Annotated in this window: 17 protein-coding genes and 1 pseudogene; 8 read left to right on the top strand and 10 right to left on the bottom strand. The window is 69.8% G+C overall.

Translation table 11 applies throughout. The features are described from left to right. Window positions 1-19 precede the first annotated feature (19 nt). Window positions 20-1,069, top strand: coding sequence for a hypothetical protein (locus IPJ17_04640; protein ID QQR74878.1), 1,050 nt, complete (start codon window positions 20-22; stop codon window positions 1,067-1,069). Window positions 1,070-1,105: 36 nt separating this feature from the next. Here IPJ17_04640 and IPJ17_04635 read toward each other — a convergent pair whose 3' ends face one another. Together IPJ17_04635 and IPJ17_04630 are read right to left on the bottom strand one after the other, a co-directional pair. Then, on the bottom strand, window positions 1,106-2,668 hold the full coding sequence (locus tag IPJ17_04635; GenBank protein ID QQR74877.1) for a hypothetical protein: 1,563 nt from the start codon (window positions 2,666-2,668) through the stop codon (window positions 1,106-1,108). After that, window positions 2,665-4,800 (bottom strand): sulfotransferase, encoded by a 2,136-nt coding sequence (locus tag IPJ17_04630; GenBank protein ID QQR74876.1) that lies wholly within the window; start codon window positions 4,798-4,800, stop codon window positions 2,665-2,667. Before IPJ17_04630 ends, IPJ17_04635 begins: the two co-directional genes overlap by 4 nt. Before the next feature lie 215 nt (window positions 4,801-5,015). Here IPJ17_04630 and IPJ17_04625 point away from each other — a divergent pair, with 215 nt between their 5' ends. Genes IPJ17_04625 through IPJ17_04615 form a run of 3 tightly spaced genes read left to right on the top strand, consistent with a single transcriptional unit; the run spans window position 5,016 to window position 10,442 of the window. Continuing rightward, window positions 5,016-7,952: a PAS domain S-box protein gene (locus IPJ17_04625; protein QQR74875.1), complete on the top strand. Its 2,937-nt coding sequence runs from the start codon at window positions 5,016-5,018 to the stop codon at window positions 7,950-7,952. After that, window positions 7,949-8,383: a response regulator gene (locus IPJ17_04620; protein ID QQR74874.1), complete on the top strand. Its 435-nt coding sequence runs from the start codon at window positions 7,949-7,951 to the stop codon at window positions 8,381-8,383. The genes IPJ17_04625 and IPJ17_04620 overlap by 4 nt, the downstream gene beginning before the upstream one ends. A gap of 7 nt (window positions 8,384-8,390) precedes the next feature. Continuing rightward, on the top strand, window positions 8,391-10,442 hold the full coding sequence (locus IPJ17_04615; protein QQR74873.1) for an EAL domain-containing protein: 2,052 nt from the start codon (window positions 8,391-8,393) through the stop codon (window positions 10,440-10,442). A 60-nt stretch (window positions 10,443-10,502) separates the two neighbouring features. On the opposite strand, the gene IPJ17_04610 is transcribed toward IPJ17_04615, so the two are convergent. From IPJ17_04610 to IPJ17_04600, 3 genes are all read right to left on the bottom strand, one after another. Then, window positions 10,503-11,372: a DNA cytosine methyltransferase gene (locus IPJ17_04610; protein ID QQR74872.1), complete on the bottom strand. Its 870-nt coding sequence runs from the start codon at window positions 11,370-11,372 to the stop codon at window positions 10,503-10,505. A gap of 17 nt (window positions 11,373-11,389) precedes the next feature. After that, entirely contained in the window at window positions 11,390-11,968 is a 579-nt protein-coding gene (locus tag IPJ17_04605; GenBank protein ID QQR76086.1) for a peptidylprolyl isomerase, read from the bottom strand. Window positions 11,969-12,111: 143 nt separating this feature from the next. Beyond that, window positions 12,112-12,954, bottom strand: a complete 843-nt coding sequence (locus IPJ17_04600; protein ID QQR74871.1) for a hypothetical protein — start codon at window positions 12,952-12,954, stop codon at window positions 12,112-12,114. A gap of 373 nt (window positions 12,955-13,327) precedes the next feature. On the opposite strand from IPJ17_04600, the gene IPJ17_04595 reads away from it, so the two are divergent. Then, window positions 13,328-15,799: a DUF4388 domain-containing protein gene (locus IPJ17_04595; protein ID QQR74870.1), complete on the top strand. Its 2,472-nt coding sequence runs from the start codon at window positions 13,328-13,330 to the stop codon at window positions 15,797-15,799. Window positions 15,800-15,859: 60 nt separating this feature from the next. Beyond that, window positions 15,860-16,030, top strand: a complete 171-nt coding sequence (locus tag IPJ17_04590; GenBank protein ID QQR74869.1) for a hypothetical protein — start codon at window positions 15,860-15,862, stop codon at window positions 16,028-16,030. A 33-nt stretch (window positions 16,031-16,063) separates the two neighbouring features. On the opposite strand, the gene IPJ17_04585 is transcribed toward IPJ17_04590, so the two are convergent. The 5 genes and pseudogenes from IPJ17_04585 to IPJ17_04565 all read right to left on the bottom strand — a co-directional run bounded on the left by IPJ17_04585 (window position 16,064) and on the right by IPJ17_04565 (window position 23,054). Then, entirely contained in the window at window positions 16,064-17,188 is a 1,125-nt protein-coding gene (locus IPJ17_04585) for a homoserine dehydrogenase (GenBank protein QQR74868.1), read from the bottom strand. 104 nt (window positions 17,189-17,292) lie between these two features. Beyond that, window positions 17,293-19,072, bottom strand: a pseudogene (locus IPJ17_04580) (acyl-CoA dehydrogenase C-terminal domain-containing protein). Between the two features lie 3 nt (window positions 19,073-19,075). Then, window positions 19,076-21,409 (bottom strand): 3-hydroxyacyl-CoA dehydrogenase, encoded by a 2,334-nt coding sequence (locus tag IPJ17_04575; protein ID QQR74867.1) that lies wholly within the window; start codon window positions 21,407-21,409, stop codon window positions 19,076-19,078. Window positions 21,410-21,411: 2 nt separating this feature from the next. After that, window positions 21,412-22,548, bottom strand: a complete 1,137-nt coding sequence (locus tag IPJ17_04570; GenBank protein QQR74866.1) for a thiolase family protein — start codon at window positions 22,546-22,548, stop codon at window positions 21,412-21,414. 80 nt (window positions 22,549-22,628) lie between these two features. After that, complete coding sequence (locus IPJ17_04565) at window positions 22,629-23,054, bottom strand: MerR family DNA-binding transcriptional regulator (protein QQR74865.1); 426 nt, start codon at window positions 23,052-23,054, stop codon at window positions 22,629-22,631. Between the two features lie 222 nt (window positions 23,055-23,276). Between IPJ17_04565 and IPJ17_04560 the strand changes: the two genes are divergently transcribed. Together IPJ17_04560 and IPJ17_04555 are read left to right on the top strand one after the other, a co-directional pair. Then, window positions 23,277-24,716, top strand: a complete 1,440-nt coding sequence (locus IPJ17_04560) for a glutamine synthetase (GenBank protein QQR74864.1) — start codon at window positions 23,277-23,279, stop codon at window positions 24,714-24,716. A gap of 113 nt (window positions 24,717-24,829) precedes the next feature. Beyond that, a complete protein-coding gene (locus IPJ17_04555; protein ID QQR74863.1) occupies window positions 24,830-25,327 on the top strand; it encodes a periplasmic heavy metal sensor in 498 nt (165 codons plus the stop codon). Window positions 25,328-25,359 lie beyond the last annotated feature (32 nt).

Genomic DNA, 25,359 nt, shown 5'->3' with positions numbered 1-25,359 from the left:
ATCGTGGAAAGGAGACTCGATGCTTCTTTCGGTCACGCCATCCCCACGGCCGGGCGCTGCCCGCCAGGTCCGTCGCCTCCGTCTCGCCGTGTCCGTCGTGGCACTCGGAGCCGCCAGCATCCTGCCGCTCGCGCCGGCCCGGGCCGCGACGGTCTGCGTCGGCAACTCGGCCGAATTGCAGAATGCCCTCGACACGGCCGAGAGCAACGGGACCGACGACGTCATCCACCTGCGGACCGGGACCTATCCCGTCCCCGGCGGCGGCTTCAAGTACCTCTCGAGCGAGTCCAAGAGCCTCACGCTCGTCGGCGGCTACATCACGTTCATCGGCGGCAGCTGCGCCCGGCTCCAGTCGTCGCCGTTCGGCACGGTCCTCGACGGCGGCCATCAGGAGCGGGTGCTTTCCATCTCGATCGCCATGCCCGCGGGCAGCACCGGGACCCCGCTCGTCCACATCGAGGGACTGAAGCTTGCCAACGGCGACGGCGGTCCGGGCGATTCGGGCGTCGGGTTGTCGGTGCGGGTCACTCCCGCCACCGTCCACCCGACGATCGAGGTGTTCGGCAACGCCTCCGCCCTGGAGGTCTACGGTACGGCCGGCTTCGACGCGGCGGTGACCAACAACACGTTCGTCGGCAACAGCGGCGGAGCGTCGTCCGTCGTCGCGTTGAGCCTGGCGAACGCCTCGGCCACCGCCTGGGCCTCGAACAACATCCTCTGGGCCAACGGCGGCGACTACGATTTCGGCATCTTCAGCATCGGCACCGTCGCGCTGGTCGCCAACGACTATCCGCGGGCGCTCAACAACCCGGTCGCCCTCGAGGTCGACCGCTATCAGGTCGACCCCCGGTTCATCGATCTGGCAAGCAACTGGGACCTGAAGCCGGACTCGCCCCTCTCGGGCAAGGGCGTCTACCAGCCCTACGGGAACGTCGGGCCGGAGGATCTCCTCGGCCGTCCACGCGTCACCGGCTCCACCATCGATCTCGGAGCCTACGAGATCCAGGTCCTGACCGCCGACGGCTTCGAGTTTGGCTCGCTGGTCGCCTGGTCCACCAAGAGCCCCTGAGTCGGAGCTCCGCCGCGTCGCCGCCGGACGCACCGCTCACTCTCCCGCGTTGCAGCCGGCGAACGCTCGCGTCGCGGCCAGGCGATCCGCCCGCAGTCGGTAGAGGCGGTAGTCCTCACTCTCGAGGATCGCCCCGAGAATCTCCCCGACCGGTTCGATCTCCGGCCAGCCGGGGAGCTCCTGGTTCACCACCAGGCCGACATCCTTTCCCGTGCGACGCGCCAGGCCACGGGCACGGCAGCGGACTGTGTCGAGGGGCAGATCGCGCTGCTCGGGTCCCCAATCGGGATGGGTGGTGAAGAGCCCGCGGGCAGGCGAGAAGAGCGGCTGGCCGAGCGCGAGGGCCACCGACGCCGCGGGCGGCTCGCGATAACCGAGGAGCGGCAAACGGTCGAGGCCGACCGCGCGGACTTCCGCCGCCGTTCGTGCCGCATTCGAGAACGGGTGGACGAGGTCCATCGCGCTGGCGAAGCCGCCGGCGATCACCTGACACACGACGACGGCCGAAACGGTCCATTCCCGCCAGGAGCGGCGCCCCACCGTCTCGTGCAGCCCCCCACCGAGCCAGAGGGCGGCGAGGAAGAGCAGCCAGAGGTGGCCGGCGTGGCGGCCCTCACCCACGTACTTGGTGTAGGCGAAGGCCGCGAGGCCGAGCCCACCCACCGCGAAGGTGACGAGCGACGCGCGGCGCGGCCGGAGAATCGCCACGGCGACCACGAAGGTGACCCACCCCAGCCAAGGCTGGAGGCTGGCGACGCCATCGAGGAGGTTGCTGTTCCAGAAGTGCAGCTCGAACCGGGGCAAGGGCACGAAGGCGCGCCATGGGAGCCGCAAGACGCGCGTGGCGATCGCCGGCTCCCATCCGAAGTGCCAGCCCGGGGCGAAGCTCGTGCCGGGAAGCGGGCGCAGCTGCCACAGTCCGGCAAGAGCTCCACCCAAGGCGAGCGCGCCGCCGGCGATCGCCTCGCCGCGGGGGATCCGCGGGAGGTCGTCGCGACGCGGCCAGCGGTCGGACAGCCAGCCCACGCCGACCGCAACGGCGAGGATGAAGCCGTAGACCGTCGTCTGGCAGAGCAGTCCCAAGGAGGCGCCGAGCCCGAGCGCCGGCCGCCGACTCGCTGCCGCCGCACAGGCGATCCAGAGCAGCAGCATGCCGAGCGCGTAATGCCGGCTGAACACGGCGTACTCGTAGAACGGGAAGTAACCGAGCAGGACGAGGACGCGCAGCGGGCGAGCGAGCGGTGCCCAACGCGCGAAGAGCAAGGCCGCCGCGGCAGTGATCACCAGGTTGAGCGCCTGGAGCGCGCGCCAGGAATCGGAGAGCTGATGGACGAGATCGGCCAGCAGCGGATAGAGGTTCCCCTGGCCGCTGCGACCGAGCGCCGCGAACATCTCGGCCAGCGAGCCGCTCTCCCGCACCACCAGCCAGAGCCAGGCCTCGTCACGCCAGAGCTCGTGCTCGATCAATCTCCAAGCGGTCAGGAGCGTGAAGAGGCCGGCGGTGATCGCCGCGAAACGCCAGCTCTCTCCCCTCGCCGACGCGAGGTGCCCGACGACCCGCGGTGGGCACGCCGGGAGAGATCGCCGCAGAGCGCTCACGATCGGCGGTGATCGCCGCCGCGACCGGCTCGAGGGTTGGCCCCTTGCCCACCGGAGCCGACGCGTCGCAGCCCCGTCCGCAGTGCCCACCAGGCTCGGACGGCGGCGTAGCCGCGCGAGCCTTCGATCTCGGCGAGCACCCCGCCCAGCTGGTCACGCTCGGCGATGACCTCCACGAGCTCGGCCGCCAAGCGGCGGCCTCGTGCCCGCTCACCCGCCAGCTCGCTCGAACGCGCTGCCGCCGCCTCGGGTGTCGCCGGCGAGCGCTCGAGCAGGGCGAAGAGCAGCGTCTCGGCAAGCCGCAGCTCCCGGCGGAACTCGTTCGACAGCGTCTGCACGAGGGCGCGCGGCTCGACCGGCGATTCCGGCAGGTCCGCCGCCGCCTCGAGCTGCGCATAGAGCTCGAGCGGGCCGGCGAGCAGCTCCGTCCAGGGCGGTCCTCCGAGCTCGGGCCGCGGTGCAAGCTCCGCAGGGGCGAGGACCGCGGCGACCCCGTCGTCGCGCAGCGGCAGGTCGAATCGCTCGCCGAGCGCCCGGACCAGAGCCGGCAGGTCGTGCGTCACCGTCGGCACCTGGGCAAGGTAGCAGCGCGCAGGGTGCCGCTTGCGCAGGGCGAGCAGCTCTCGGTTGTGGAGCTCCCAGGCGCGCATCGCCAGCCAGGGGTCGCGCTGGAGCTCGCCATCGCCGCCACGGCGCCAGAGCGACAACGCCACGTCCACCGGATGCCGGTAGAGCGCGAAGAAGCAGGCCTGCGGCAGAAGGCGCTCCCAGAGCTCGAGGGCGAGACAGGTCCGCGGGTCTTTCCAACCCCAGAGCGGCCGATCCGCTCGTCGCGCGACGAGCTCCCGGGCCGCCCGCTCGAAGGAGGGACCGACGACGCGCAACGGCTCGCTCGCGGTCAGCCAGGTTTCGCCCACCGAGGCCAGCAGCGCCTCGTGAAAGCGGCGGAATTCGCCATCTTCGAAGTGCCCCCGGGGATTCCCGACCCCACCGGCATCGAGGTCGTCGCCGATCGCCACGCCGGAGCGCTGGAGCGCGCTGGCGACGAGCGAGGTCCCGGAACGGTGCATGCCGAGGATCACCAGCGCCTGGTTGCGTCCGCGGCCGGCGGAGGGGCCGGCGACGGCGGGCACCCGCGCGGCCGAAGGCGATCGACTCGGCGCCAGGCGGGCCTCGATCCACGCGAGCTGATCGCGCGAGACGCCGAGCTCGGCAAGGCGGGTGAGCGCGCCGGCGCGCCGCGACGGCTCGAGCATCCGGTGGTAGTGGACATGAAGCGGGCGCAGGTCGCGCCACGACTCGCGCTCCGCCGCTCCCGCCTCGGCAAGGAGGTGCAGCGGCACGTTGGTGCGTCGGTCGAGGAGTCGGACCCGTCGCGTCGACGACCACGCGGCGACGGCAAGCGCTGCCTGATTCGACCCCCAGTAGCGACTGGCGAGCGAGGAGACACGGCCGGTCGAAGCGACGACATGCTCGGGGTTGCCCGCGGTCGGCCACAGCCCGGCCTGGAGGGATCGCAAGAAGAGCTCGGCCGCCCTTCGTGGGATGCCACTCGCCCGGCGCACGGCCGAAAAGCCGCCGTTGTAGGTGGCCCGCACGCGCGCGCCGCCGAAGACGGTCTCGACCCACGGCAGCGCCTCGACGCCCACCCCGGCGAGGGCGCAGAGCGCGGCCCAGTAGGGTTCGCATGGGTCGTCCGGCCCGGCGCTCGCACAGCCCTTGACGTCGACGGGGCGCACCGCGAGGTCGCTTTCCTCACCGGGCGGCTCCGGTTCGCCCAGCACCAGCGTGTCGCTGTCGAGCACGAAGAGCACCTCGGCGCTCGAGCGTTCCGCCGCCCAGGCCGCAGCCAAGAGTCGATTCGCGCTGCCGTACCAGGGAGCGATCCGGTTGATCGCCGCTTCGTGGTAGTGGACCTCGAGCGCGTCGAGACGGGCGCGCGTCTCTCGATCGACGCCGAGGAAGGCCCGGGGCGCCACGGCGAAGATCTCGCTCGACGCGCACCGCCCGGCGAAGGCGCGGATGCTCTCGATCAACAGCAGCGCCTGGTCCCGAAGCTCGTTGTCCTCGATGCAGAGAACAAAGGCGGCGGCGTGCGACGGGTCCACGTCGGCGACTCTAACAAAGGGCATCCGGCCGGCAGGTCGACTGGAGTATCCTGATCGCGACGGTGGGGAGCCGCAGGGATGGACCCAACCTGTACGAGACGGCGCATCGACTCTCGTTCGCACCTCGGCGAACCGGACCGCTGGCCCTCAGTTGACCGACCGACGGGCTGCGGACCGGTGTGATGACCGCTGACGAACCGCGGCCTGCGGCCACGAGGCCGACGAGATCCGTCGCCCGGTTGTGGCACTCGATCTCGCTCGCCCTGCTCGCCCTGGTCGCCGTCGCCTCCGGCGCGATGCTTCTGCGCCATGACCGCATGGTCCGGGCGGAGCGCCAGAAGCAGCTCGCGTCGATCGCCGACGAGCGAGTCGCCGCCGTCGAACGCCTCCTCGCCGGGCGGCTCGCCGACGCCACGGTCTTCGCGTCGTTCCCCAGCGTGCGCGATGCCCTGAGCGCCTCCTCACCCGCTCCCGGTGGCGAGGCGACACAGCATCTCCTCGACGTCCTCGAGGTCGGGCGCACCCGCTGGGAGAGTCTCTCGGTCGCCATCGTCGATTCCCGTCACGAGGTCCGAGCGGGCGTCGGGCGAGAGCTCTCCGAAGAGCTCTTGCGCGCCCTTCCGCAGCTCGCGTCCGGGGTCGGCCTCGTCGGACCGGACGGGAACCGGCAGCTCGTCTTCCTCTCTCCCGTGACCTCGTCACGTCATGCCCGTTCTCCGCTCGGCTGGGTCGTCCTCGTGGACGATCCGGCCACCGCGCTCTGGCCGATCCTGCTCCACGAGCCGGTGATCACCGAGACCGGCGAGTCCCTGCTGTCGCGGGTCGAGGGGGATCGACTCGCCTTCCTGTCGCCGCTTCGCTTCCCCGTCGCCGGCGACCTTTCGACATCCGACGCCGCGACCTCGCGCCTGCCGGCGATGCTCGCCGCCCGCGGCGAAATCGGGGGCGGGGAGTTCCTCGACTACCGCGGGCAGCGCGTGCTGGCCGCCCTGCGCCGCATCGAGCGCACGGGCTGGGGACTGGTGGTCAAGGTCGACCGGTCCGAAGCGCTCCTCGGCGAGGCTCGCGAGCACACCTGGGCGGCGATCGCGCTCCTCTCGCTCACGCTCGGCCTGCTGACTCTCGTACGTGCCGTCCGCACCTCCGATCGGCTCGCGGCCTCCGAGGAGGGGCGCCTGCGCGAGGAGCGACATCGACTGGTGCTCGAGCAGGTGCGTGACGCCGTGGTCTGGCTGCGTCCGGGTGACGGCCGGATCCTCGAGGCGAACCTCGCCGCCGAAGCGCTCTGGGGCTACTCGCGCGCGGAGTTGTTGCAGCTCACCGCCAGCGAGCTGCGCGTGCCCGACGAACGCGGCTCCGCCGCGCACCACCTCGCCAAGGCGCAGCGCGACGGCGACTACTTCACCGCGCGCCATCGCCGCCGCGACGGCTCGACCTTTCCGGTCGAGGTCTCGTCGCGCCGCGTCCAGCTCGCTGGGAGCGAGGTGCTGGTCGCCGTGGTGCGCGACACCACCGAGCGCGAGGCGGCCGTCGAGCGCATCCTCCTGCTCAACCGCCTGCTCCGTACGATCGGGTCGGTCAACCAGGTCCTCGTCGAGGTACGCGATCGCTCGCGCATGATGGACGTGGTCTGCGAGACGATCGTCCGCGACGGCGACTTCACCATGGCATGGATCGCCGTGCCGGATTCCCAGGGCCGCCTGATTCCGGCAGCGTCGGCAGGTCGCGTCGACGGCTATTTCGACGAGGTTCGAATCCTCGCCACGGACGCGCTGCTGGGACAGAGCCCCGCCGGCACCGCCTTCCGCGAGCGTCGCGCCACGGTGGTCGAGGACTGGGAGACCGATCCGCGCCTCGAGCCGTTCCGCGAGGCGGGGCGCAAGCGCGGCTTTCGCTCGAGCGCTGCCTGTCCCATCCTCTCGCACGGCGAAGCGATCGCCGTCCTCGGGCTCTACGCCGATCACCCCGCTGCCTTCGTCCCGGAGATCGTCGCCCTGCTCGAGGAGCTGGCCGGCGACCTCGGGCTCGCGCTCGATCTGGCCACTGCCGACGAACGACTGCGGCAGAGCGAGGCACGCTATCGCGATCTGTTCGACAGCAACCCGGCGCCGATGTGGGTCTACGACCTCGAGACCCTGCGCTTCGTCGCGGTCAACGACGCCGCGGTGGCCTCCTACGGCTACACCCGCGAGGAGTTCCTCTCCCGGACGCTGCGCGACATTCGTCCGGAAGAGGACCTTCCAGCGCTCGAGGCCAACCTGCAGTCCTCGCGCCCGGGTCTCGAGATTTCCGGCCCATGGCGTCACCGCCACCGCGACGGCTCGCTTGTCGCGGTCGAGATCCGGAGCCACGATGTCGACTTCTCCGGCCGGGCCTGTCGACTGGTGCTGGTCACCGACGTCACCGAACGGCTTCGCGCCGAGGAGGAGATCCGACGGCTCAACGCCAGCCTCGAGGCGCGCGTCGAGTCGCGCACCGCCGAGCTCGTCGCCAAGAGCCGCGAGCTCGAGGCCTTCGCCTACTCGGTGTCGCACGACCTGCGCGCGCCGCTGCGCGCCATCGACGGCTTCTCGCGCATGCTCGAGGAAGACCACGCCTCGCGCCTCGATGCCGAGGGGACTCGCCTGCTCGCGGTGGTGCGCCAGAGCGCCAACCGGATGGGGCTGCTGATCGACGACTTGCTTTCCTTCTCGCGAGCGGGCCGGCACGAGATACAGCGCGTCCCGGTGGAGGTGACGCCGCTCGTTCACGGGCTTCTCGACGAGCTGCTGCCGGCGGACGAAAGGGACCGAACCGAGATCGTGCTGGGGGAGCTGCCGGAGGTCTCGGCCGATCCCGCGCTCCTCCGCCAGGTCTTCGTCAACCTGCTGTCGAACGCGATCAAGTTCAGCGCGGGTCGGGAGCGTCGTAGAATCGAAATCACCGGCGACCGCGAGGGTTCCTGGGCGAGCTTCCAAGTCCGGGACAACGGCGTCGGCTTCGACATGCGCTACGCCAACAAATTGTTCGGCGTCTTCCAGCGGCTGCACGGACGCGAGTTCGAAGGAACCGGCGTCGGCCTGGCGCTCGTCCAGCGGATCGTCGAGCGCCACGGCGGCAGAGTCCGCGCCGAGGGCGTCGTCGATCGCGGCGCCACCTTCACCATCCAGCTTCCCGTTTCAGGAGATGCGGAATGAACAGCAACGAGAGCCCCGATCTCCTGCTTGTCGAGGACAACCCGGACGACGTCGAGTTGATCCTGCGGGCGTTCCGCCGCGTCCATCTTGCCAACCCGGTGCAGGTCGCCCGCGACGGCGCCGAGGCGCTCGAGATCCTCTTCGGCCCCGAGGTCGCCTCCCGCAGCCCCCTGCCGCGCGTGCTCTTCCTCGACCTCAAGCTGCCGAAGGTCAGCGGACTCGAGGTCCTGGCGCGCGTGCGGCAGGAGGAGCGAACCCGCCAACTGCCGGTCGTCGTGCTTACCTCCTCGCGCGAGGAGCCCGATATCCGGCGCGCCTACGAGCTTGGCGCCAACAGTTACATCGTCAAGCCGGTGGAGTTCGAGAAGTTCGTCGCCGCCGTCGGCGAGGTCGGACGCTACTGGCTGCGAATCAATCAGCCGCCCTGCTGAGCTCGCCATGGCCAGCTCCGACCCGGCTTCCGGCGAATCGGTCCGGATCCTGATCCTCGAAGACGAGCCGCTCGACGCCGAGCTCGAGATCCGCGAGCTGCGCCGTGCCGGCCTCGCTCCGGAGTGGACCCGCGTCGAAACCGAGAGCGACTTTGCCGACCGGCTGCGGACCTTCGAACCCGAGCTCGTGCTCGCTGATTTTTCGCTGCCGGGCTGGAACGGCCTCGCCGCGTTGCGCCGGGTGCGCGAACAGGGCATCGAGCTGCCGTTCATCGTCGTCACCGGTTCGCTCGACGAAGAGACCGCCGCCGATTGCATCAAGGCGGGAGCCGACGACTACGTGCTCAAGGAGCGGTTGGCACGCCTTCCCTATGCGGTGCGCTCCGCCCGCGAGGCGTGGGCCACCCGCGTCGCGCGGCGGCGGGCCGAGGACGCGCTTCGGCTGCGCAACGCTGCGCTCGAAGCCACCGCGAACGGAATCGTGATCACCGACGCCAACGGCACCATCCTCTGGGTAAATCCTGCTTTCGGCGAGCTGACCGGGTACTCGCGAGAAGAGGCCGCGGGAAGGAACCCGCGAATTCTCAAGTCCGGTGTGCAGACCGAGGTCTTCTATCGACAGATGTGGGAGACGATCACCGCCGGCGGCGTCTGGCGTGGTGAGCTGCTCAACCGCCGCAAGGACGGCTCGCTCTACCTCGAGGAGATGACGATCACCCCGGTCCGCGGGGCCAAGGGGAGCATCGAGCACTTCGTCGCGGTCAAGCAGGACACCACCGCGCGGCATCGGCAGGAAGAGGTGATCCGCAGTCTCGCCACCCGTGACCTGCTGACCGGTCTGTCGAGTCAGGCTCAGCTGCGTTTGGATGTCGAGAAGGCCGCCCAGAGTGGCGAAAGCGGCGCTCTGGTGATGCTCGACATCGATCGTTTCGCTCTGCTCAACGACGCGCTCGGTCACTCGACCGGCGATCGCCTGCTCGTCGAGCTCGCCGGGCGCCTGGCCGAGCGGCTCCCCGAGGGGGCGACCCTCTACCGGTTCGGCGGCGACGAGCTCGCGGTGCTCGCCTCCAAGACGACGCTCGAAGAGGCCGAAGCGCTCGCCGAAGAGCTCCGGCGCCGCGCCGCCGCCGTGCGGGTCGAGAGCGAAGGGACGGTCTTCGACGTCACCGTCAGCGCCGGGCTCGCCCCGATCGATGCAACGAGGTCCGGCGCCGCGGCCCTGGCACTCGCCGATGCCGCCCTCCAGGCCGCCAAGACCGCCGGACGCGATCGCATCGTCACCTACCGCCAGGAGCCTGCCGAGCAGGCGGAGCTCGACGAGCTCGGGCGATGGGCAGCCCGCCTCAAGGACGCCTTGCGAGACGGCCAGCTTCGGCTGGTCGTCCAGAAGATCGTCGCTCTCCCGGATGCCGGGAGCGACCGCGGCGAGGCGCTCGTCCGCATGGTCGACGACTCTGGCGGCTTGATCCCCCCGGGCTCCTTCCTGCCGGCCGCCGAGCGCTTCGGCCTGGTCTCGGCGCTCGACCGCTGGGTGGTGGAGACGGCGGTCGAGCTGCTCGCCTCCGGCAAGGCGAGTCGCCTCTTCGTCAACCTCTCCGGGTCGAGCCTGGGCAGCGCAGCCCTGCTCTCCGAGATCGAGGCGCTGGTCGTCCGTGCCGGCCTGCCGCCCGGCGCGCTGACCTTCGAGATCACCGAGACCGCCGCGATCGCCGACATCACCGGCCTGCAGCGCTGGGCCCGCCGGCTCAAGGAGCTCGGCTGCTCCTTCGCTCTCGACGACTTCGGCACCGGGTTCTCGTCGTTCGCCTACCTGCAGAACCTGCCGGTCGACCTGGTGAAGATCGACGGCTCGTTCGTCTACGACCTCGACAGCAACCCCACCAACCGGGCGCTCGTTCAGGCGATGGTCACCGTGGCCCACGCGTTGGGCAAGGCGGTGATCGCCGAGAAGGTCGAGCGGCAGGGCGTCGCCGACATCCTCGCCGAGCTCGGCGTCGAGTTCGGACAGGGTTGGCTCTGGGGCAAGCCGGTCGATCCGAACGCCGCGCCGGCGACCTGACCGCCGGTTTGTCGAACGCCGGCACGGCGTGCCGGAGGCGGGAGCCCTGCCGCCGGTTCTTCAGCCGTCGAGCAACCCGACGACCCAACGCGCCACCGGCAGCGAGAGCGAGTTGCCGAGCAGGCGAAAGCGCCGCTCGAGCGACAGCGCGCCGGGAAAGTGAAAGCCGTCGGGAAAGCCGAGGAGGCGCGCGATCTCGGCGGGCGAGAACCGGCGGACGCCGCCGGGTCCTTCGAGGAACGATCCACTTCCCGAGAGGCGCTGCCCGTAGCCGCCGATGAAGCAGGCGGTGCGTCGCGCGGCGCTCGTCACCAGGTCCATTCCCGGGCGATGGCGCGCCAGGAGGCTCGCGTCGAGGAACAGCTGCGGGTCCTCGACCTCGTCGAGATACCGGTCGAGCGCCGCCGGCTCGCGGTCGGGAGGCTCGCGATCGGCCAGCGGGCGGCGCGACGCAACGACGTAGACCCGCGGCCGGCGGTTCGGCACCCCGAAGCGGCTGGGGCAGAGTTGCAGCTCGCGCCAACTCATGGCGTGAGCCCGCATCCGCTCGGTCAGCAGGGCATGCGCGTCCGAGCCAAGGAAGCCTTCGACGTTCTCCAGCACCAGGTTGTCCGGCGGGTTCTCCGGGAAGAGCTCCATGAGGCGCCGAAATGCCGTCGACCGACGATCCGTCAGCCCGTGCCGACGCCCCATGCGGCAGAAGGGCTGGCAGGGCGGGCTCAGCGCCCAGGTGTCGGCGCCGTGGGAGGCGAGCTCGGCGGCCGACAGCGAGGCGATCTCGCGTGAGCGCGGTCGCTCGCCGTGGTTGAGCGCATAGACCTCGTTGGCGCCAGTGTCGATATCGTAGGCCGCGACGACGCGATCGGGCTCGCCGAGCGCCAGCCGCCAGCCGCCGAGACCGGAAAAGAGCTCGAGGACGCGCCGTCCCATCACCCCATCATGGACGATCAGGGCAGGCGGCGCACCGTCCGGATGAGGATCGGCGGCGTGAGCGTCTGCCCGCTCGCCGGGGCCGCCTGGATGCGCCGCAGCACCCCCATCCCGGAAACCACTCGCCCGAAGACGGCGAAACCTTGTCCATCGGGATTCCGCTGACCGCCGAAATCGAGCGCCGGCTGGTCCCCGAGGCAGACGAAGAAGTCGGAGGTCGCGCTGTCCGGCGCATCGCGTGCCATCGAGATCGCCCCGTCGACATGCCGCAATCCGGTGTCACGCGTCCGTTCCAGGGAAATCGGCGGGAAGTCGTCGAGCTCACGCCCGGGTGCCACACCGGCCTGAACGACCTCGATCGGGATCTCGGGGCGCACCTCGTTGTCAGGCCGCACCGTGCGATGAAAGCGACCACCGTCGTAGCGGCCGGCATCGACGTAGCGCAGGAAGTTGGCCACGGTCGTCGGAGCCCGGGTCGGTTCGAGGGCGATCTCGATCACCCCGAGATCGGTACGGATCTCCACCCGAATCGGTGTCGAGGCCGCCTGAGGCGGCGGTTCCGCTCCCCGTACCGCCCCCGCCAGGAGCAACACCATCACGATTGGAAGACCGGCGGCTCTGAGGCAACACAAGGACCGGCGGCGGCGAGGCGGGTTCGGCGGCACGACTCGGGTCCTCTAGAAAAAGGGCCTCGCCCTGCCGTGAGCAGGACGAGACCCAATGCTCCTTCTGTTTCCGGTTACGGACAGGGGAAGGCGCTGGTGTCGGTGATCGCCGCCGCGTTCACGCCCTGGGAGTTGAAGTAGTCGCGCCGGGTGGCCGACGAATAGTCGTAGATCGCGATGTGGTAAGCCTGATTGGTCAGCGCCCCCGCGAACACCCACCACTTGTTGTTGATGGCGCAGGCGTTGAGGACCTTGATCATCACTTCGAAGTTCTGGTCGCCATAGAACCAGAAGAAGGCCGTTTCCTTCGACCCGAAGCGCGCCGGGGTCGCGATGCCATCGGTCGGGTGGTTGCTGATCCCGTTGATCGCCACCGCGAAGCGCTCGAACAGACAGACCTCCTGGTCGTTCGGAATGTCGCCGAAGCCACAGCTGCCCTGCGTCGGCTGAGCGGTCTCGCAGTGGATCGTGTTGGTGAAGCTCCCTTCGCCCCCGTTGCTGAAGGCGCTGGTGACGAGGATGTAGTTGCCGGCGGTGAGCGCGATCGAGGCGACATCCGCGTCGCTCGGGATGCGCGAGGTCCCGGTGCCGAGCTCGCCGTCGTCGTTCAGATCGACCAGGTTGGTGAACTGCGCCGCGGGATTGAACGACCCGCGATACAGGGCGATGTGTCCGTCGTGGGCCTGCTGGCCCACGATGTAGCAAGCCGAGTTGGCGGCCAGCTTGAAGACCTGGGTCGAATAGCGGCAGGCCGTGCAGGAGGCGCTCAGAAGCGACGTCGTGGTGGGCCGATTCCAGGTCGGTCCCCCGACCGTCGTGCCGGCAAACGTCTGGCCGTAGTCCGGCGCCTGGGCCAAGCCAGACAGAGCCGAGATTGCCAGCATGAGGGTGGCGAGCATCAGCGTCTTGCGGAACATCGCTCCACTCCTTTCTGCCGTCGGGTCGCTCGGCAACCTCGGACGGCGTCGACATTCACTGGACGGCGAGCCATGCGACCCGTGGATCGCACCTCACCGTTCCGATCGCATCGCGCAGACCCGCCCGCCGGAATCGGTAGGCTTCTCGCTCGGTCGCTCGGCCTGCCGGGATTCGGCGAGCCGCCGGAGCGAGCTCTCGGCGCTGCGACGTCAGTTGACTTCCCTTCTCTTCAATCTACGCCAATCCGTGCCGCTCCGGGACAGAAATCCACGGTCACCCGCTGGACGATCTTGGCCTTCTCGCCATGGGGATACCCCGCAGGCGTCGGCTGTTCCCAGATCCCGGACCAGCGATGTGCTGAAATAGGGCTCGATGCGCGAGGTCGATGCTCGCCTGAGCGAGGCGCTGGAGGACCTTCAGGGCTATCTGGCCGACGCCCTGGCGCCGCTCCTGGTCGCCGACGCCGTCAACACGCTGCTCGACTACCCTCCGGCGGTCACCGCCGAGCAGTTGCGAATCTGGGCCTTCTTCCAGTTCGAAGGCCGACGGGGAACGACGCCCCTCTCCGACCTGCTCTACCACGCGATCAAGAAGATCCAGCAGCTCGAGGTCCACCACCTCGTCGCCGAAGAGCGATTCGGCGACTACCTCGGCGCGCTCGCCGGGGAACTGCTCGCCGCCTGCCCCCCCGAGGAGCGCGAACGTCTCGCCGGCCTCCTCCGTCACCTGCGGGAGTCAGTCGGCGGGGCCACCGCCCTGGTCGAGCGGCTTCACCGCCCGACCGCCGCCCCCGGCGGCGAGGGAGAAGGAACCTCGGCGGCTCCCACCCCCGTCCTGAGCGCCGCGGCGGCGCGCGATCTGCATCGTTTCTCGCTCGCCCTGGAGCGCGCCCTCGCCGCGCCGGCGGCCACCGGAGCGGCGTCCGCCGAGGGAGCGGCGCAACAGCTTCTGGTTCTTGCCGCCGCCGGGGCCCACACGTCGGCCGACCTCGAAGCACGACTGGCCCGGCTGCGCGAGGCCGGATTCGCCCCGGGCGACGCCTCCGGCCTTTTCCGCTCCCTGGTCGGGGCGATCCCCGACTGGGCCGTCGCCCGACCGAAGGACCGCGTCGCTGCCGGCGGATCGGTCGAGGCGGTCCACCAGGCCGTCCGCCTCGCCGGCGGGAAGGAGGCGGCCAGTGAGCGCTGGAAAGAGCTGCTCGCCGCGGCGGCAGAGCAGTTCAACTCGCGCTCCTTCGGCCGCGCGATGGCGCTGCTCGACTTGGCCGAGCGCATGGTCCGTGACGACGAGGTCGATGCGCGCCTGGCCGACATCGCGCTCGGCCACGCGCACGAGGCTTACGAGGTCGCCGCCGTGCTGCAGGCCGCCGCCGAACGCCGACACTGGCCGGTCCTGCGCCGGCTGGTCGAGATCTTCCCCGGCTGGTCGGTGCGCGATCTGCTCGACGCGCTCGTTTTCCAACCCGACGCCAAGAAGCGCCGGTTGCTCATCGCCCTGCTCGAGGTGTGGGGCGTCGCCGCCCGACCCGAGGTGATCGATCGCCTGGAGATCTCGGTGGCCGAGCGTTCGCGCGACCCGAACCTCTGGTGGTACCAGCGCAATCTCGTCTTCCTGATGCACCGGCTGCCGCGCGAAGAGGGAGCCGACGCGGCACGGGAGCTCGGCCTGGCGGCCCCGTTCTCCTCGCTGGACCAGCATCCGTCCTTCCAGCGTGAGGCGATCCTGCTGCTCGCTCAGCTCCCCGGCCACCTGGGCGTCCCGACCCTCGCTCAGCGGCTTGCCGAGGCCGAGCACGCCCTTGACCTCAATCCACCGGTGCTCCCTGCCGACGAGATCTGGAAACTGATGAACCACCTCGCGCTGGCGCTGGCACGATCGGGCTCTCCCGCCGCCCGCCGCGTCCTGCTCGATCATGCTCTCGCCCGGCGACCGCGGGACGGGGACGCGCTCTCTCGTCTGCGCGAGCTCGGACGGTTCGATCTGTCCAGCGACCGCGAGACGGTCGCGCGACTGCTCGGCGCGTTGCGCGAGCTCGCGCCACGAAAGCTCCTGGGCTTCGTCGTCGCCCGACGCACGGAGGAGCTCGGACACGTTCTGCGCGCCCTTGCCGGTACCCCGAGCGGAGAGGTGCGCCAGGCGATCGCCGAGCTCGTCGCGCGCCACCCCGAGCTCGAACCGCTTCATCAGGAGGCCGTCGCAGCGGCCCCGACCGGCAGCGGCGAGCTCTCCGCGGTCGCGCCGAGCGAGGTCGACTCCCTCGTCGAGGACTCGGGCGGAGCCCCGGCCCAGGCGCAGGCGTCGCTTGTCGGCGACCTCGAGGTCTTCGGGCTCGCAGGTCTCCTCCAGTCGTTCCAACAGTCAGAGGTGTCCGGCCGCCTCGTGCTGCGCGACCCCCAGAGTCACCCGTTCGCCGAGATCGCTCTCCACAGCGGACGCCTCGCCTCCTGTCGCGCCGGTCGACTCGTCGATGCGGAGGCGTTCTATCAGCTCTTCGAGGTGCCGAGCCGCGGCACGTTCGAGTTCGTCCGCGCCGAGGCGCCACGCGGCACCGTCCCCGGGCTACGCGACCTCGTCGGTCTGCTGCTCGAGGCGATGCGGCGGTACGACGAATTGCAGCGCCTGCGCACCGAGATCCCCGACACCCTGCGCCTGAAGGCCACCGGGAGCCGCCCGAGCGCTCCCGAAGAGGAGCACGACGGGGAGCTCGTGCGGCGACTGTGGGGAAGAGTCCGCGACGGGGCCACCGCCCCCGATTGCGAGGAGGCCGTCGCGGTCGACTCCTACCGGGTCCGCAGCCTTCTCGCTCACTGGCTCGACGAGGGGGCCCTCGCGGTCGCCCGCTGAGTCCGCCGCTCCAATTCCTCAGAACGCTTCGACCAACCTCGACCGACCAGGAGACGCGAAATGACCGACGACCTCAGGAGCGCCGCCAACTGGGCCAAGGAGCTCGGCCTCTCGGAGAAGAAGCTCAAGGACGCGTTGAAAGCCGCTGCGTTGGAGCCGGACGGCAAGAAGGGAGTCTGTTCCCTCTACTCGAAGGCGACGATCGCCAAAGCCCAGAAGGCGCTCAAGTAGACGGGGCGCGTCGCTCCGCCGCCCCGGGGTTTCCTAGGCGCGAAGCACTTCGCGCACCAGGCCGATCAGGTCGCCCACGACGCCGGCCGCGGTCATCTCCACCCCGGCGCCCTTGCCGCCGATGAGCAGCGGCTCGTCGTCGTAGCGGGCCGTGCGGATGCTCACGTACTTGAGATTGGCGTACGGGCTCTCGTGCGGGATCGGCGTGAGTCCCACCTCCGCCCGTCCCGGGGCGAGGCGCGCCAGGTAGCGTAGCCGCAGGCCCGCCTCCTTCGCCGCGGCGAAGCGCGCGGCGAACGCCCCGTCGAGATCCGGCGTGGCGGCGAGGAATCCGGCGACGCTGCGCTCGGCGAGCTCGGCGGGAAAGAGCGCCTCGACCGCCACGTCGGCGGCTTCGATCGGCCAGCCGGCCAGGCGTGCCAGGATCACCGCCTTGCGAACGACGTCGCGACCGGCGAGATCCTCTCGCGGATCCGGTTCGGTGTAGCCCCGTTCCACGGCCTCGGCGAGCGCGCCGGAGAACGGACGCCCGGCTTCGAGCGCCGCGCAGAGGAATCCGAGGGTCCCCGAGAGCTGTCCCTCGATGCCGAGGATCGGGTCGTCGGTGTCGACGAGGTAGCGCAGCGTGGCGATCACCGGTTGACCGCCGCCGACGGTCGACTCGTGACGCAGCCGCGGATTGTCGAAGTAGCGCCGGGCGCGGCCCCATGGCCCGGCCAGCGCCTTCTTGTTAGCAAGTGCGACGCTCCAGCCGAGATCGAGCGCGCGGTCGAGCACCGGTTCGAGCCCGTCGGCAGCCGTCACGTCGACGAGGATCGCCGGCTGCCCGAGGAGCTCCGCGACGCGGTCGACGAGGGCGACCAGATCGTCAGAGCCTGTCGGCAGACCCGCGGTCCCACCTCGCCGCGCCGGATCGACCGGCTCGCGTCGCGCCTTGGCGGCGACCGCGTCGCGCAGCTCGGCGTCGGAGAGCCCACCGGGCGCGACCCAGGCGCTCGTCCGGTCGGCGATGGCGACCACCTCGAAGCGACAGCGTGCGCGGTCGGCCGTGCGCGCCCGGCCGTCGGCGATCTGACGCAGCAGGGCCGCGCCGACGCCGCCGGCACCGAGCACGACGATGGGAATGCGCTGCAGCTCGTCCCCCCGGCTCTCGCTCATCGCTCCATCTCCTCGGCCACGCAGGATAGCGCCGGCCGGGACGAAAAGAACACGGGCGCCGGGAAGCGATCCCGGCGCCCGAAGAGAAGACCTCGACCCGTCACTCAGAACGCAGAGTCCGGGAACTCCATGATCGCCTGGCTGCCCGCCATGATCGACGCGAAGAGACCGCCGGTTCGCGGCAGCATGCGCTGCATGAAGAAGCGGGCCGTGGCGATCTTCGCCTCGTAGAACGCCGACTCTTCGCCGCCGCGCTTGGCGAGGGCGACTTTCGCCATGCGCGCCCAGAGATAGCCGAAGGCGACGTAGCCGAACAGGTGGAGGTACTCCGAGGCAACCGCCCCGGCCTGGTCAGGGCTCTTCAAGCTCTCCTGGCCGAGCCATCCGGTGGCGCGCTGCAGGCGCTCGAACGCCTTGGCGACCGGTGCGACGAACTCTTCCATCTCCGGGTTGACCGCCTCCTGTTCGAGAAACTGCTGGACCGGATGGAAGAAACGCCGCAGGTAACGCCCGAGGTGGGCCGGCGCCTTGCGGCCGACGAGGTCGAGGGCCTGGATGCCGTTGGTGCCCTCGTAGATCTGGGTGATCCGGCAGTCGCGGACCAGCTGCTCCATGCCGTAGTCACGGGTAAAACCGTAACCACCGCAGACCTGGAGCGAGTGGTTGCACGACTCGAATCCGAGGTCGGTCTGGAACGCCTTGACGATCGGGGTGAGCAGCGAGGCGAGGTCGTCCCCCTGCTTGGCCCGTTCGGGATCCGGGTCGTGCTCGGCGTGGTCGATCTCGAGCGCCGCCCAGGCGGTGAGGGCGCGAGCCCCCTCGACGAAGGAGCGTGCGGTGAGCAGCATGCGCCGCACGTCCGGATGGACGAGGATCGGATCGGCCTCGAGCTCCGGATACTTGGTGCCGGTCAACGCTCGGCCCTGCAGGCGTTCGCGGGCGAACTTCACCGCGCCCTGATAGGAGGCCTCGGCGAGCGCCAACCCTTGGATGCCGACATGCAGGCGCGCCGCGTTCATGAAGGTGAACATCGCCTTCATGCCCTTGTTCGCCTCGCCGACGAGGTGGCCGATGGAGTCCTCGAAGTTGATGACGCAGGTCGACGAGCCCTTGATTCCCATCTTGTGCTCGATGGCGCTGCAGGTCACGTGGTTGCTGACCAGCTTGTCGCCGGCTTCGAGCATCTTCGGCACGACGAAGAGACTGATCCCCTTGATCCCTTCCGGCGCACCGGGAAGGCGGGCGAGCACGAGATGCACGATGTTCTCGGTCAGGTCGTGCTCCCCGGCGGAGATGAAGATCTTGCTGCCCGTCAGGCGATAGCTGCCGTCGCCGACCGGTTCCGCCTTGGTGCGCACGAGCCCCAGGTCGGTGCCGCTCTGCGGCTCGGTCAGGCACATGGTTCCCGACCAGGTCCCTTCGATGAGCTTCGGCAGGAAGCGCGCCTTGAGCTCCTTGCCGGCGTGCTTGTCGAGGGCCGAGATGGCGCCGAAGGTCAGCCCGAGGTACATCGCGAACGAGAGGTTCGCCGAACAGAGCAGCTCGGCGATGAGGTTGCCGACGGCGTGCGGCATCCCTTGGCCGCCGTACTCCTGCGGCCCGGTCAGCGCCGGCCAGCCACCCTTGCGCAGGAGCTCGTAGGCCTCCTTGAACCCCTTGGGCGTGGTGACCTTGCCGTTGTCGAAGTGGCAACCCTCCTCGTCGCCACTGCCGTTGAGCGGCTGCAGAACCTCCTCGCAGATGCGGCCGAGCTCCTCGGCCACCGCCAGGACGACATCCGGGGTCGCCTCCTCGAAGCCGGGGAGGCGTGCGAGCTCCGTGCCGTCGAAGAGCCTCGTAGTAGACGAAGCGCAGATCGCGCAGGGGCGCTTTGTAGCTCGGCATGCGCTAGTTCCTCAGAGGCTTGCCGGTTTCGAGCATGTGCTCGATCCGGTCGAGAGTGGCGGGGGTCCGGACCAGGTCGAGGAAGGCCTCGCGCTCGAGTCGCGAGAGGGTGTCCTCGTCGACCGTGTCGACCGGGTCGGTGTCGCCGCCGGTGACCACCGTGGCGAGTCGGCGCGAAACCACCGCGTCGTGCGGCGTCGCCATGCCGTTGGCACGGAAGCCGGCCACGGCCATGTCGAGGGCCGCCCGGCCCGCCGGTCCCGGAAGCGAGATCTCCACCGGCTGCGGCGGAGTGTAGCCGGCGGCCACCAGCGAGAGCGCCTTGGCCTTGGCGTCGGCGAGCAGGCGATCGCGGTTCATCGTGATGCCGTCGCTCTCGCGCAGGAAGAGCACCTCGCGTGCCTCCTCGGCGGAGGTGGCGACGTAGGCGGTGCTGATCATCTCGAACACCTTGGCCACCCCGGGCATCGGCCCGCCGGGTCGCTGCGGGTTGGTGGCCCAACGGATCGACATCTCCTTGCAGCCGCCCCAGCCCGGGATGACGCCGACGCCGACCTCGACGAGGCCCATGTAGGTCTCGGCGTGGGCCTGCACCGCGTCGCAGTGCAAGAGGATCTCGCAGCCGCCGCCGAGCGCCATGCCCGACGGGGCGCCGACGACCGGGAACGGCGCGTACTTCATCGACTTGAACGCCTGCTGCCCCTCGGCGATCGACGCCTCGATCGCCGGCCAGAGGGCGATGTTGGCGGCGAAGAGCGCCAGACCGATATTGGCTCCCACCGAGAAGTTGGTCCCCTCGTTGTAGATGACGAGCGCCTTGTAGCTGCCGTTGCCGATCAGCGACGAGGCCTTGCGCAGCTGGCGCAGGATGCCGTCGTCGAGCGAGTTCATCTTGGTCGTGAACTCGAGGCAGAGCACGCCGTCGCTGAGGTCCCACAGGCTCGCCGACGAGTTCTTCGCCACCGGCTTGCCGGCCCGCTTGAGGTCGGCGAGGAGAATGACTCCCTCCGGCCGTCGTACCGGCACGTAACCGCCCGCCGGCGCGAGTTGCTCGAGGCGTCCGCCCTCGACGCGGTAGAAGGTCCCGGCACCCACCGCCTGGAGAATCGGCGGTACCGGCCGCCCCTCCGCGGCGAGCTTGCCGGCGAACCACGCCGGACCGATCTGGTCGAGCAACTCGAACGGGCCGCGCTCCCAGTTGTAGCCGCAGCGCATCGCCTCGTCGACGCTGGCGATGTCGTCGGCGATCGCCGGCACCAGCGAGGCGGCATAAGCGAGGGTCTGCGAGAGCATCCGCCAGCCGTACTTGCCGCCCTTGTCGGCGTGCTCGAGGAGCGAGCGCAGGCCGCCCTTCCTGGCTCCGGCGACGCTCGCCAGGCGGGTGTCGCGCACCGGCCGGTACTCGCCGGTGGCGAGATCGACCGCCTGCTTGACCTTCTTGCCCGACGAGTCGTCCATCCGATAGAAGCCGCCCTTGCCCTTGCGGCCGGTGTAGCCGGTCTCGATCATCTTGCGGATGACCGGCGACTCCTCGTGGATCGCCCGATAGGCGTCGTCGGCGGGCAGCGTCGACAGCAACGAGGCCGCGATGTGCGGGCCGAGATCGATGCCGACGAGATCCATCAGCCCGAACACGCCGGTTTTCGGGAAGCCCATCGGCTTGCCGGCGACCGCGTCGGCCTCTTCGACGTCGAGCCCACCGTGGATCGCCTCGCGCGTCGCCACCTCGATCCAGAAGGTACCGACGCGATTGGCGATGAACCCGGGCGTGTCCTTGCAGTCGACGACGCTCTTGCCGAGACGGCGGTCGCAGAAGTCGCGGATCGCCGCCACGGCTTCGGGCCGGGTGGCCGGCCCGGCCACCAGCTCGAGGAGACGCATGTAGCGCGGCGGGTTGAAGAAATGGGTGACGAGGAAGTCCGCGGCGAAGGCGGCACCGAGACCGTCGATGAGCTTGCCGAGCGGAATCGTCGAGGTGTTGGTCGAGACGATCGAGCCGGCCTTGCGGACCGCGTCGACCGCGCGGTAGACCTTCTGCTTGACGTCGATGCGCTCGATGACCGCCTCGACGATCCAATCGCAGTCGGCGAGCAGCGCCAGGTCGTCCTCGAGGTTCCCCACGGTGATCAACTTGGCGCGCGACGACGACATGAACGCTGCCGGCTTCGCCTTCTTCAGCTTTTCGAGCGCGCCGGCCGCGACGACGTTGCGGTCGCTCGCCCCCTCCGGGACGATGTCGAGCAGGACGACCGGAACTCCCGCGTTGGCGACGTGCGCCGCGATGCCGGAGCCCATGACTCCGGCGCCGAGGACGCCGACCTTCTGGATCCCGGCCATGGTCACACCGCCTCGAGCACCGTGGCGATCCCCTGGCCGCCGCCGATGCACTGGGTCGCGAGCGCGTAGCGCTTCCCCTCACGCCGCAGGAGCGATGCCGCCTTGCCGGTGATCCGCGCCCCGGTGGCGCCGAGCGGATGGCCGAGCGCGATCGCGCCGCCGTCGAGGTTCACCTTGGCCGGGTCGAGACCGAGCTCGTCGATGCAGGCCAGCGACTGGGCGGCGAACGCTTCGTTGAGCTCGATGACGTCCAGGTCGGCGACGGTAAGCCCGGCCCGCTCGAGCGCCTTGCGCGTCGACACCACCGGGCCGATCCCCATGATCTCCGGGCGGCAGCCCGAGATCGCGATGCTCTTGATCCGGGCGAGCGGCACGAGCCCCTTGCGCTTGGCGTACTCCTCGGAGCAGATCAGGGTCGCCGAGGCGCCGTCGGTGACCGGCGACGAGGTCCCCGCCGTGACGGTGCCCTTGTCGTCGAACGCCAGCTTCAGCTTGGCCAGCCCTTCGAGCGTCGTGTCGGAGCGGATGCAGCCGTCGAGCGACACGGTGCCACCCTTCCAGGTGATCGGCACGATCTCGTCGGCGAGCCTGCCCGCCGCCTGGGCCGCCGCGGCCTTCTGCTGGGAGAGGAGCGAGAACTCCTCCTGCCGCTGGCGCGAGATCTTGTAGTCGCGGGCGAGGTTCTCCGCCGTTTCGCCCATGCCGGCGAACGCCTGCGGATAGCGGGCGTAGAGCCCCGGGTGCGGCAACGGGTTGAAGCCGCCCATCGGCACGCGGGTCATCGACTCGACGCCGGCGCAGAGGAACACCTCTCCGGCGTTCATCTGGATCGCTCCGGCGGCGATGTGGATCGCCTGCATCGACGAGCCGCAGAAGCGGTTCACCGTGGCTCCCGCCACCGAGAGGGGCAGCTCGGCGAGGAAGCCGATGAGCCGAGCGACGTTGAACCCTTGCTCGCCTTCCGGGAAGGCGCAGCCGAGCAGGAGGTCCTCGATGTCGGCGACGTCGATTCCGGTCCGCTGGACGAGACCGCGGACGGTCTGGGCGGCGAACTCGTCGGGTCGCACCTTCGCGAGCTCGCCCTTCTTGGCAGGAGTGAACGGGGACCGGGCATATCCGGCGATGACGACGTTCCTCATGGGGAGATCCACCTCCGTCGGGTTTGCGGTGACGACTCGCGTCGCTTGGTCTCGGCCATCCGCATCAGCAGCTCGGACGGTCAGGAATCGGCTTCCGGCGCCGGCAGCGCGATGCCCATGCGCGCCATGGCGTCGAGGGTCTGGGTTTCGATGTCGCGCAGCTCGGAGAGCGCCTGTTCGAGGTCGCGGCGCCGGGCTTCGAGCTCGCCGATCCGCTTCCGGGCACCGCGCAGCAGATGGACGATCTGCTCGCGTCGGGTCGGGTCGGCGTCGTAGAGGTCGAGGTACTTCTTGATGAGGGCGAGAGGAAAGCCGAGCCGCTTGCCGCGCAGGATGATCATCAGCCGCGCCCGGTCCCGGTAGGTGTACGCGCGATTCGCGCCGACGCGCTGCGGTGCGACGAGGCCCTTCGTCTCGTAGAAGCGAATGGCACGCGCCGTGACCCCGAGCTCGGCGGAAAGCTCGGTGATGGTGAACAGCCTCGTGGGTTCGATGCGCGTCGGCATGTTCGCACCTGCGGCAATAAGCCGCATTGCGGCAATTGTACGCCCACCCTACCTTTGCTTGACGCTTACGTCAAGTGCCTCCCCATTGCGGAAACCCGAGTCGATCGGGATGATGAAAACAGGCCCGTTCGACTCATTACGATGCGTTAGAGATAAAATGGCCTCTCGGTACGCTAAAACCAGCCGCTTCAGATCCAACACCCCAACCCGCGAGGAGGCCATATGACGACCCCACCACTCCGCGATTTTCTGGAGATCCCGTACGACCACCTCGAAGAGCTCAATCTCGAGGCCAAGGCCGAGCGCCTTTCCCGGACCGATCCGGGCAAGGTGCGCGAGGCCCGGATGAAGTACCTCGCCGACGAAAAGCGGATCAAGGCGGTGACCGTCGTCTTCACCGACCTCGAAGGCCGTTTCCACATGCTGGACTACGACAAGAAGTTCCTGCTCAAGTCGGCCGACAACCTAACGTTCGACGGGTCGTCGATCCGCGGCTTCTCGCAGCAGGCCGAGAGCGATCTGCGGCTGGCGATCGACTGGCCGGCGTTCTACTGGCTCCCCTCCGACATCTTCGGCCCGGGCAAGGTCCTGGTCTTCGGCGAAGTGCAGGAGCGTGACGGGACCTCGTACCGCGGCGACATGCGGGTGCGGCTCAAGGACCACTGCGCCGCGCTCTGGGGCGCCGACGGGACGGTGGCCAACGTGTCGAACGAGATCGAGGGGTTCCTCTTCCGCGGACGCGACGCCGAGCGCCGCTTCCACGAGACCGGCGCCTTCGAGTTCATCTCGACCGGCGGCTACTACCACTCGCTGCCCGGCGACGCGCTGCGTCAGTTCATCGACACCGCCGCCGAAGTGCAGCGCGCGATGGGCTTCGGCAACGAGAAGGACCATCCCGAAGTGGCACCCTCGCAGTTCGAGATGAACTATGGCTACACCGAGGCGACGGTGGCCGCCGACCAGGTGCAGCTCTACAAGCTGCTCTCGCGGCAGGTCGCCGCCCGGCTCGACATGACCGCCTGCTTCCTGCCGAAGCCCGTCGCCGGCGTCAACGGCAACGGCATGCACACCAACATGTCGCTCTCGCGCGGCGGCAAGAACCTGTTCTGGGACGCCGCCGGCCAGGACAACCTCTCGACCGCCGGCTGGAGCTTCGTCCACCGCATCCTCGAGAGCGCCAACGACCTCTGCCTCATCCTCAATTCGTCGGTGAACTCCTATCGCCGCCTCGACCCGCACTTCGAGGCGCCCAACCAGATCAAGGCTTCGGCGATCGACCGTGGTTCGATGGTGCGCATCCCGCTGGCCAACGAGAAGTCGGCGCGCATCGAGGTGCGATCGATCGCCCCCGACGCCAACCCCTACCTGGCGATCTACACCCTCCTGCGCACGGGGCTCGAAGGCCCGCTGCCCGAGGAGGAGAGCGAGCCGAAGCGCCCCCGCACGCGATTCCTGCCCGACAACATCTACGACGCGATCCGGCTGTTCAAGACGAGCCGCTGGTCGGCCGAGCTGATCGGCGAAGAGGTGCACGGCAAGTACGCCGAGCTCAAGCTCGCCCAGGCGGAGCGCTGTCCGAAGGCCCTCGGCACGCGGGTCAAGACCTCGGAGGTGCAGTTCCACCACGAAGTCACCAACCAGTACCTCTGGTCGATGTTCTAGGACCGGGCCGCAGGAAGCGACGAGCTCGCGGGTTTCTTCCCGTGGACGGCGGGTCCGGTGCGACAATCGAGCCGAACCGGACCCGCCGACGGACCGAGATCAGGAGACCTGCGATGAACAAGAGAAACCCCGTTCCATACCTCGCCGTCGCCGCGCTCGCCGCGATTCTCACCGCTCCCGCTTTCGCCCAGCCGCCCGGCGGCCCCGGTGGACCGGGAGGACCGGGCGGCCCCGGCGGCGCTTTCGGCGAGCGCATCGTCGAGCGGCTGACGCGGCTGCTCGAGCTCACCGACGCGCAGCACACGACGCTCGAGCAGCTCGCCGACCGCCTGGCCGACACGACCCGCCCGCTCCACGAGCAGATGCGGACCAATCAGCAGCAGATCGAGACGCTGCTCGAGGGCGCCAACCCCGACGCCACCGCCGTCGGCCGCCTGGTGGTCGCGAACCATGGTCTGCACCAGCAGGTGAAGGCGGCGCGCGAGCGGTTCGACACCGACTTCTCCGCCGTGCTCACGGCCGAACAGCGGGCCTCCTACGACACGGCGAAGAAGCTGCTCCACCAGCGCGGTCCCAGGGGTGGCTTCCGCGGTCGGGGACACGCCCGCTGAATTCGCGGCTCGAGGTTGGAATTCCGAGGGCC

This window comes from Holophagales bacterium, from assembly GCA_016699405.1.
In the GTDB taxonomy this organism is placed as follows: Bacteria; Acidobacteriota; Thermoanaerobaculia; order Multivoradales; family JAGPDF01; genus JAAYLR01.
Note: the sequence above shows the minus strand (reverse complement) of the source record. Positions and strands in the feature narration are given on the sequence as shown.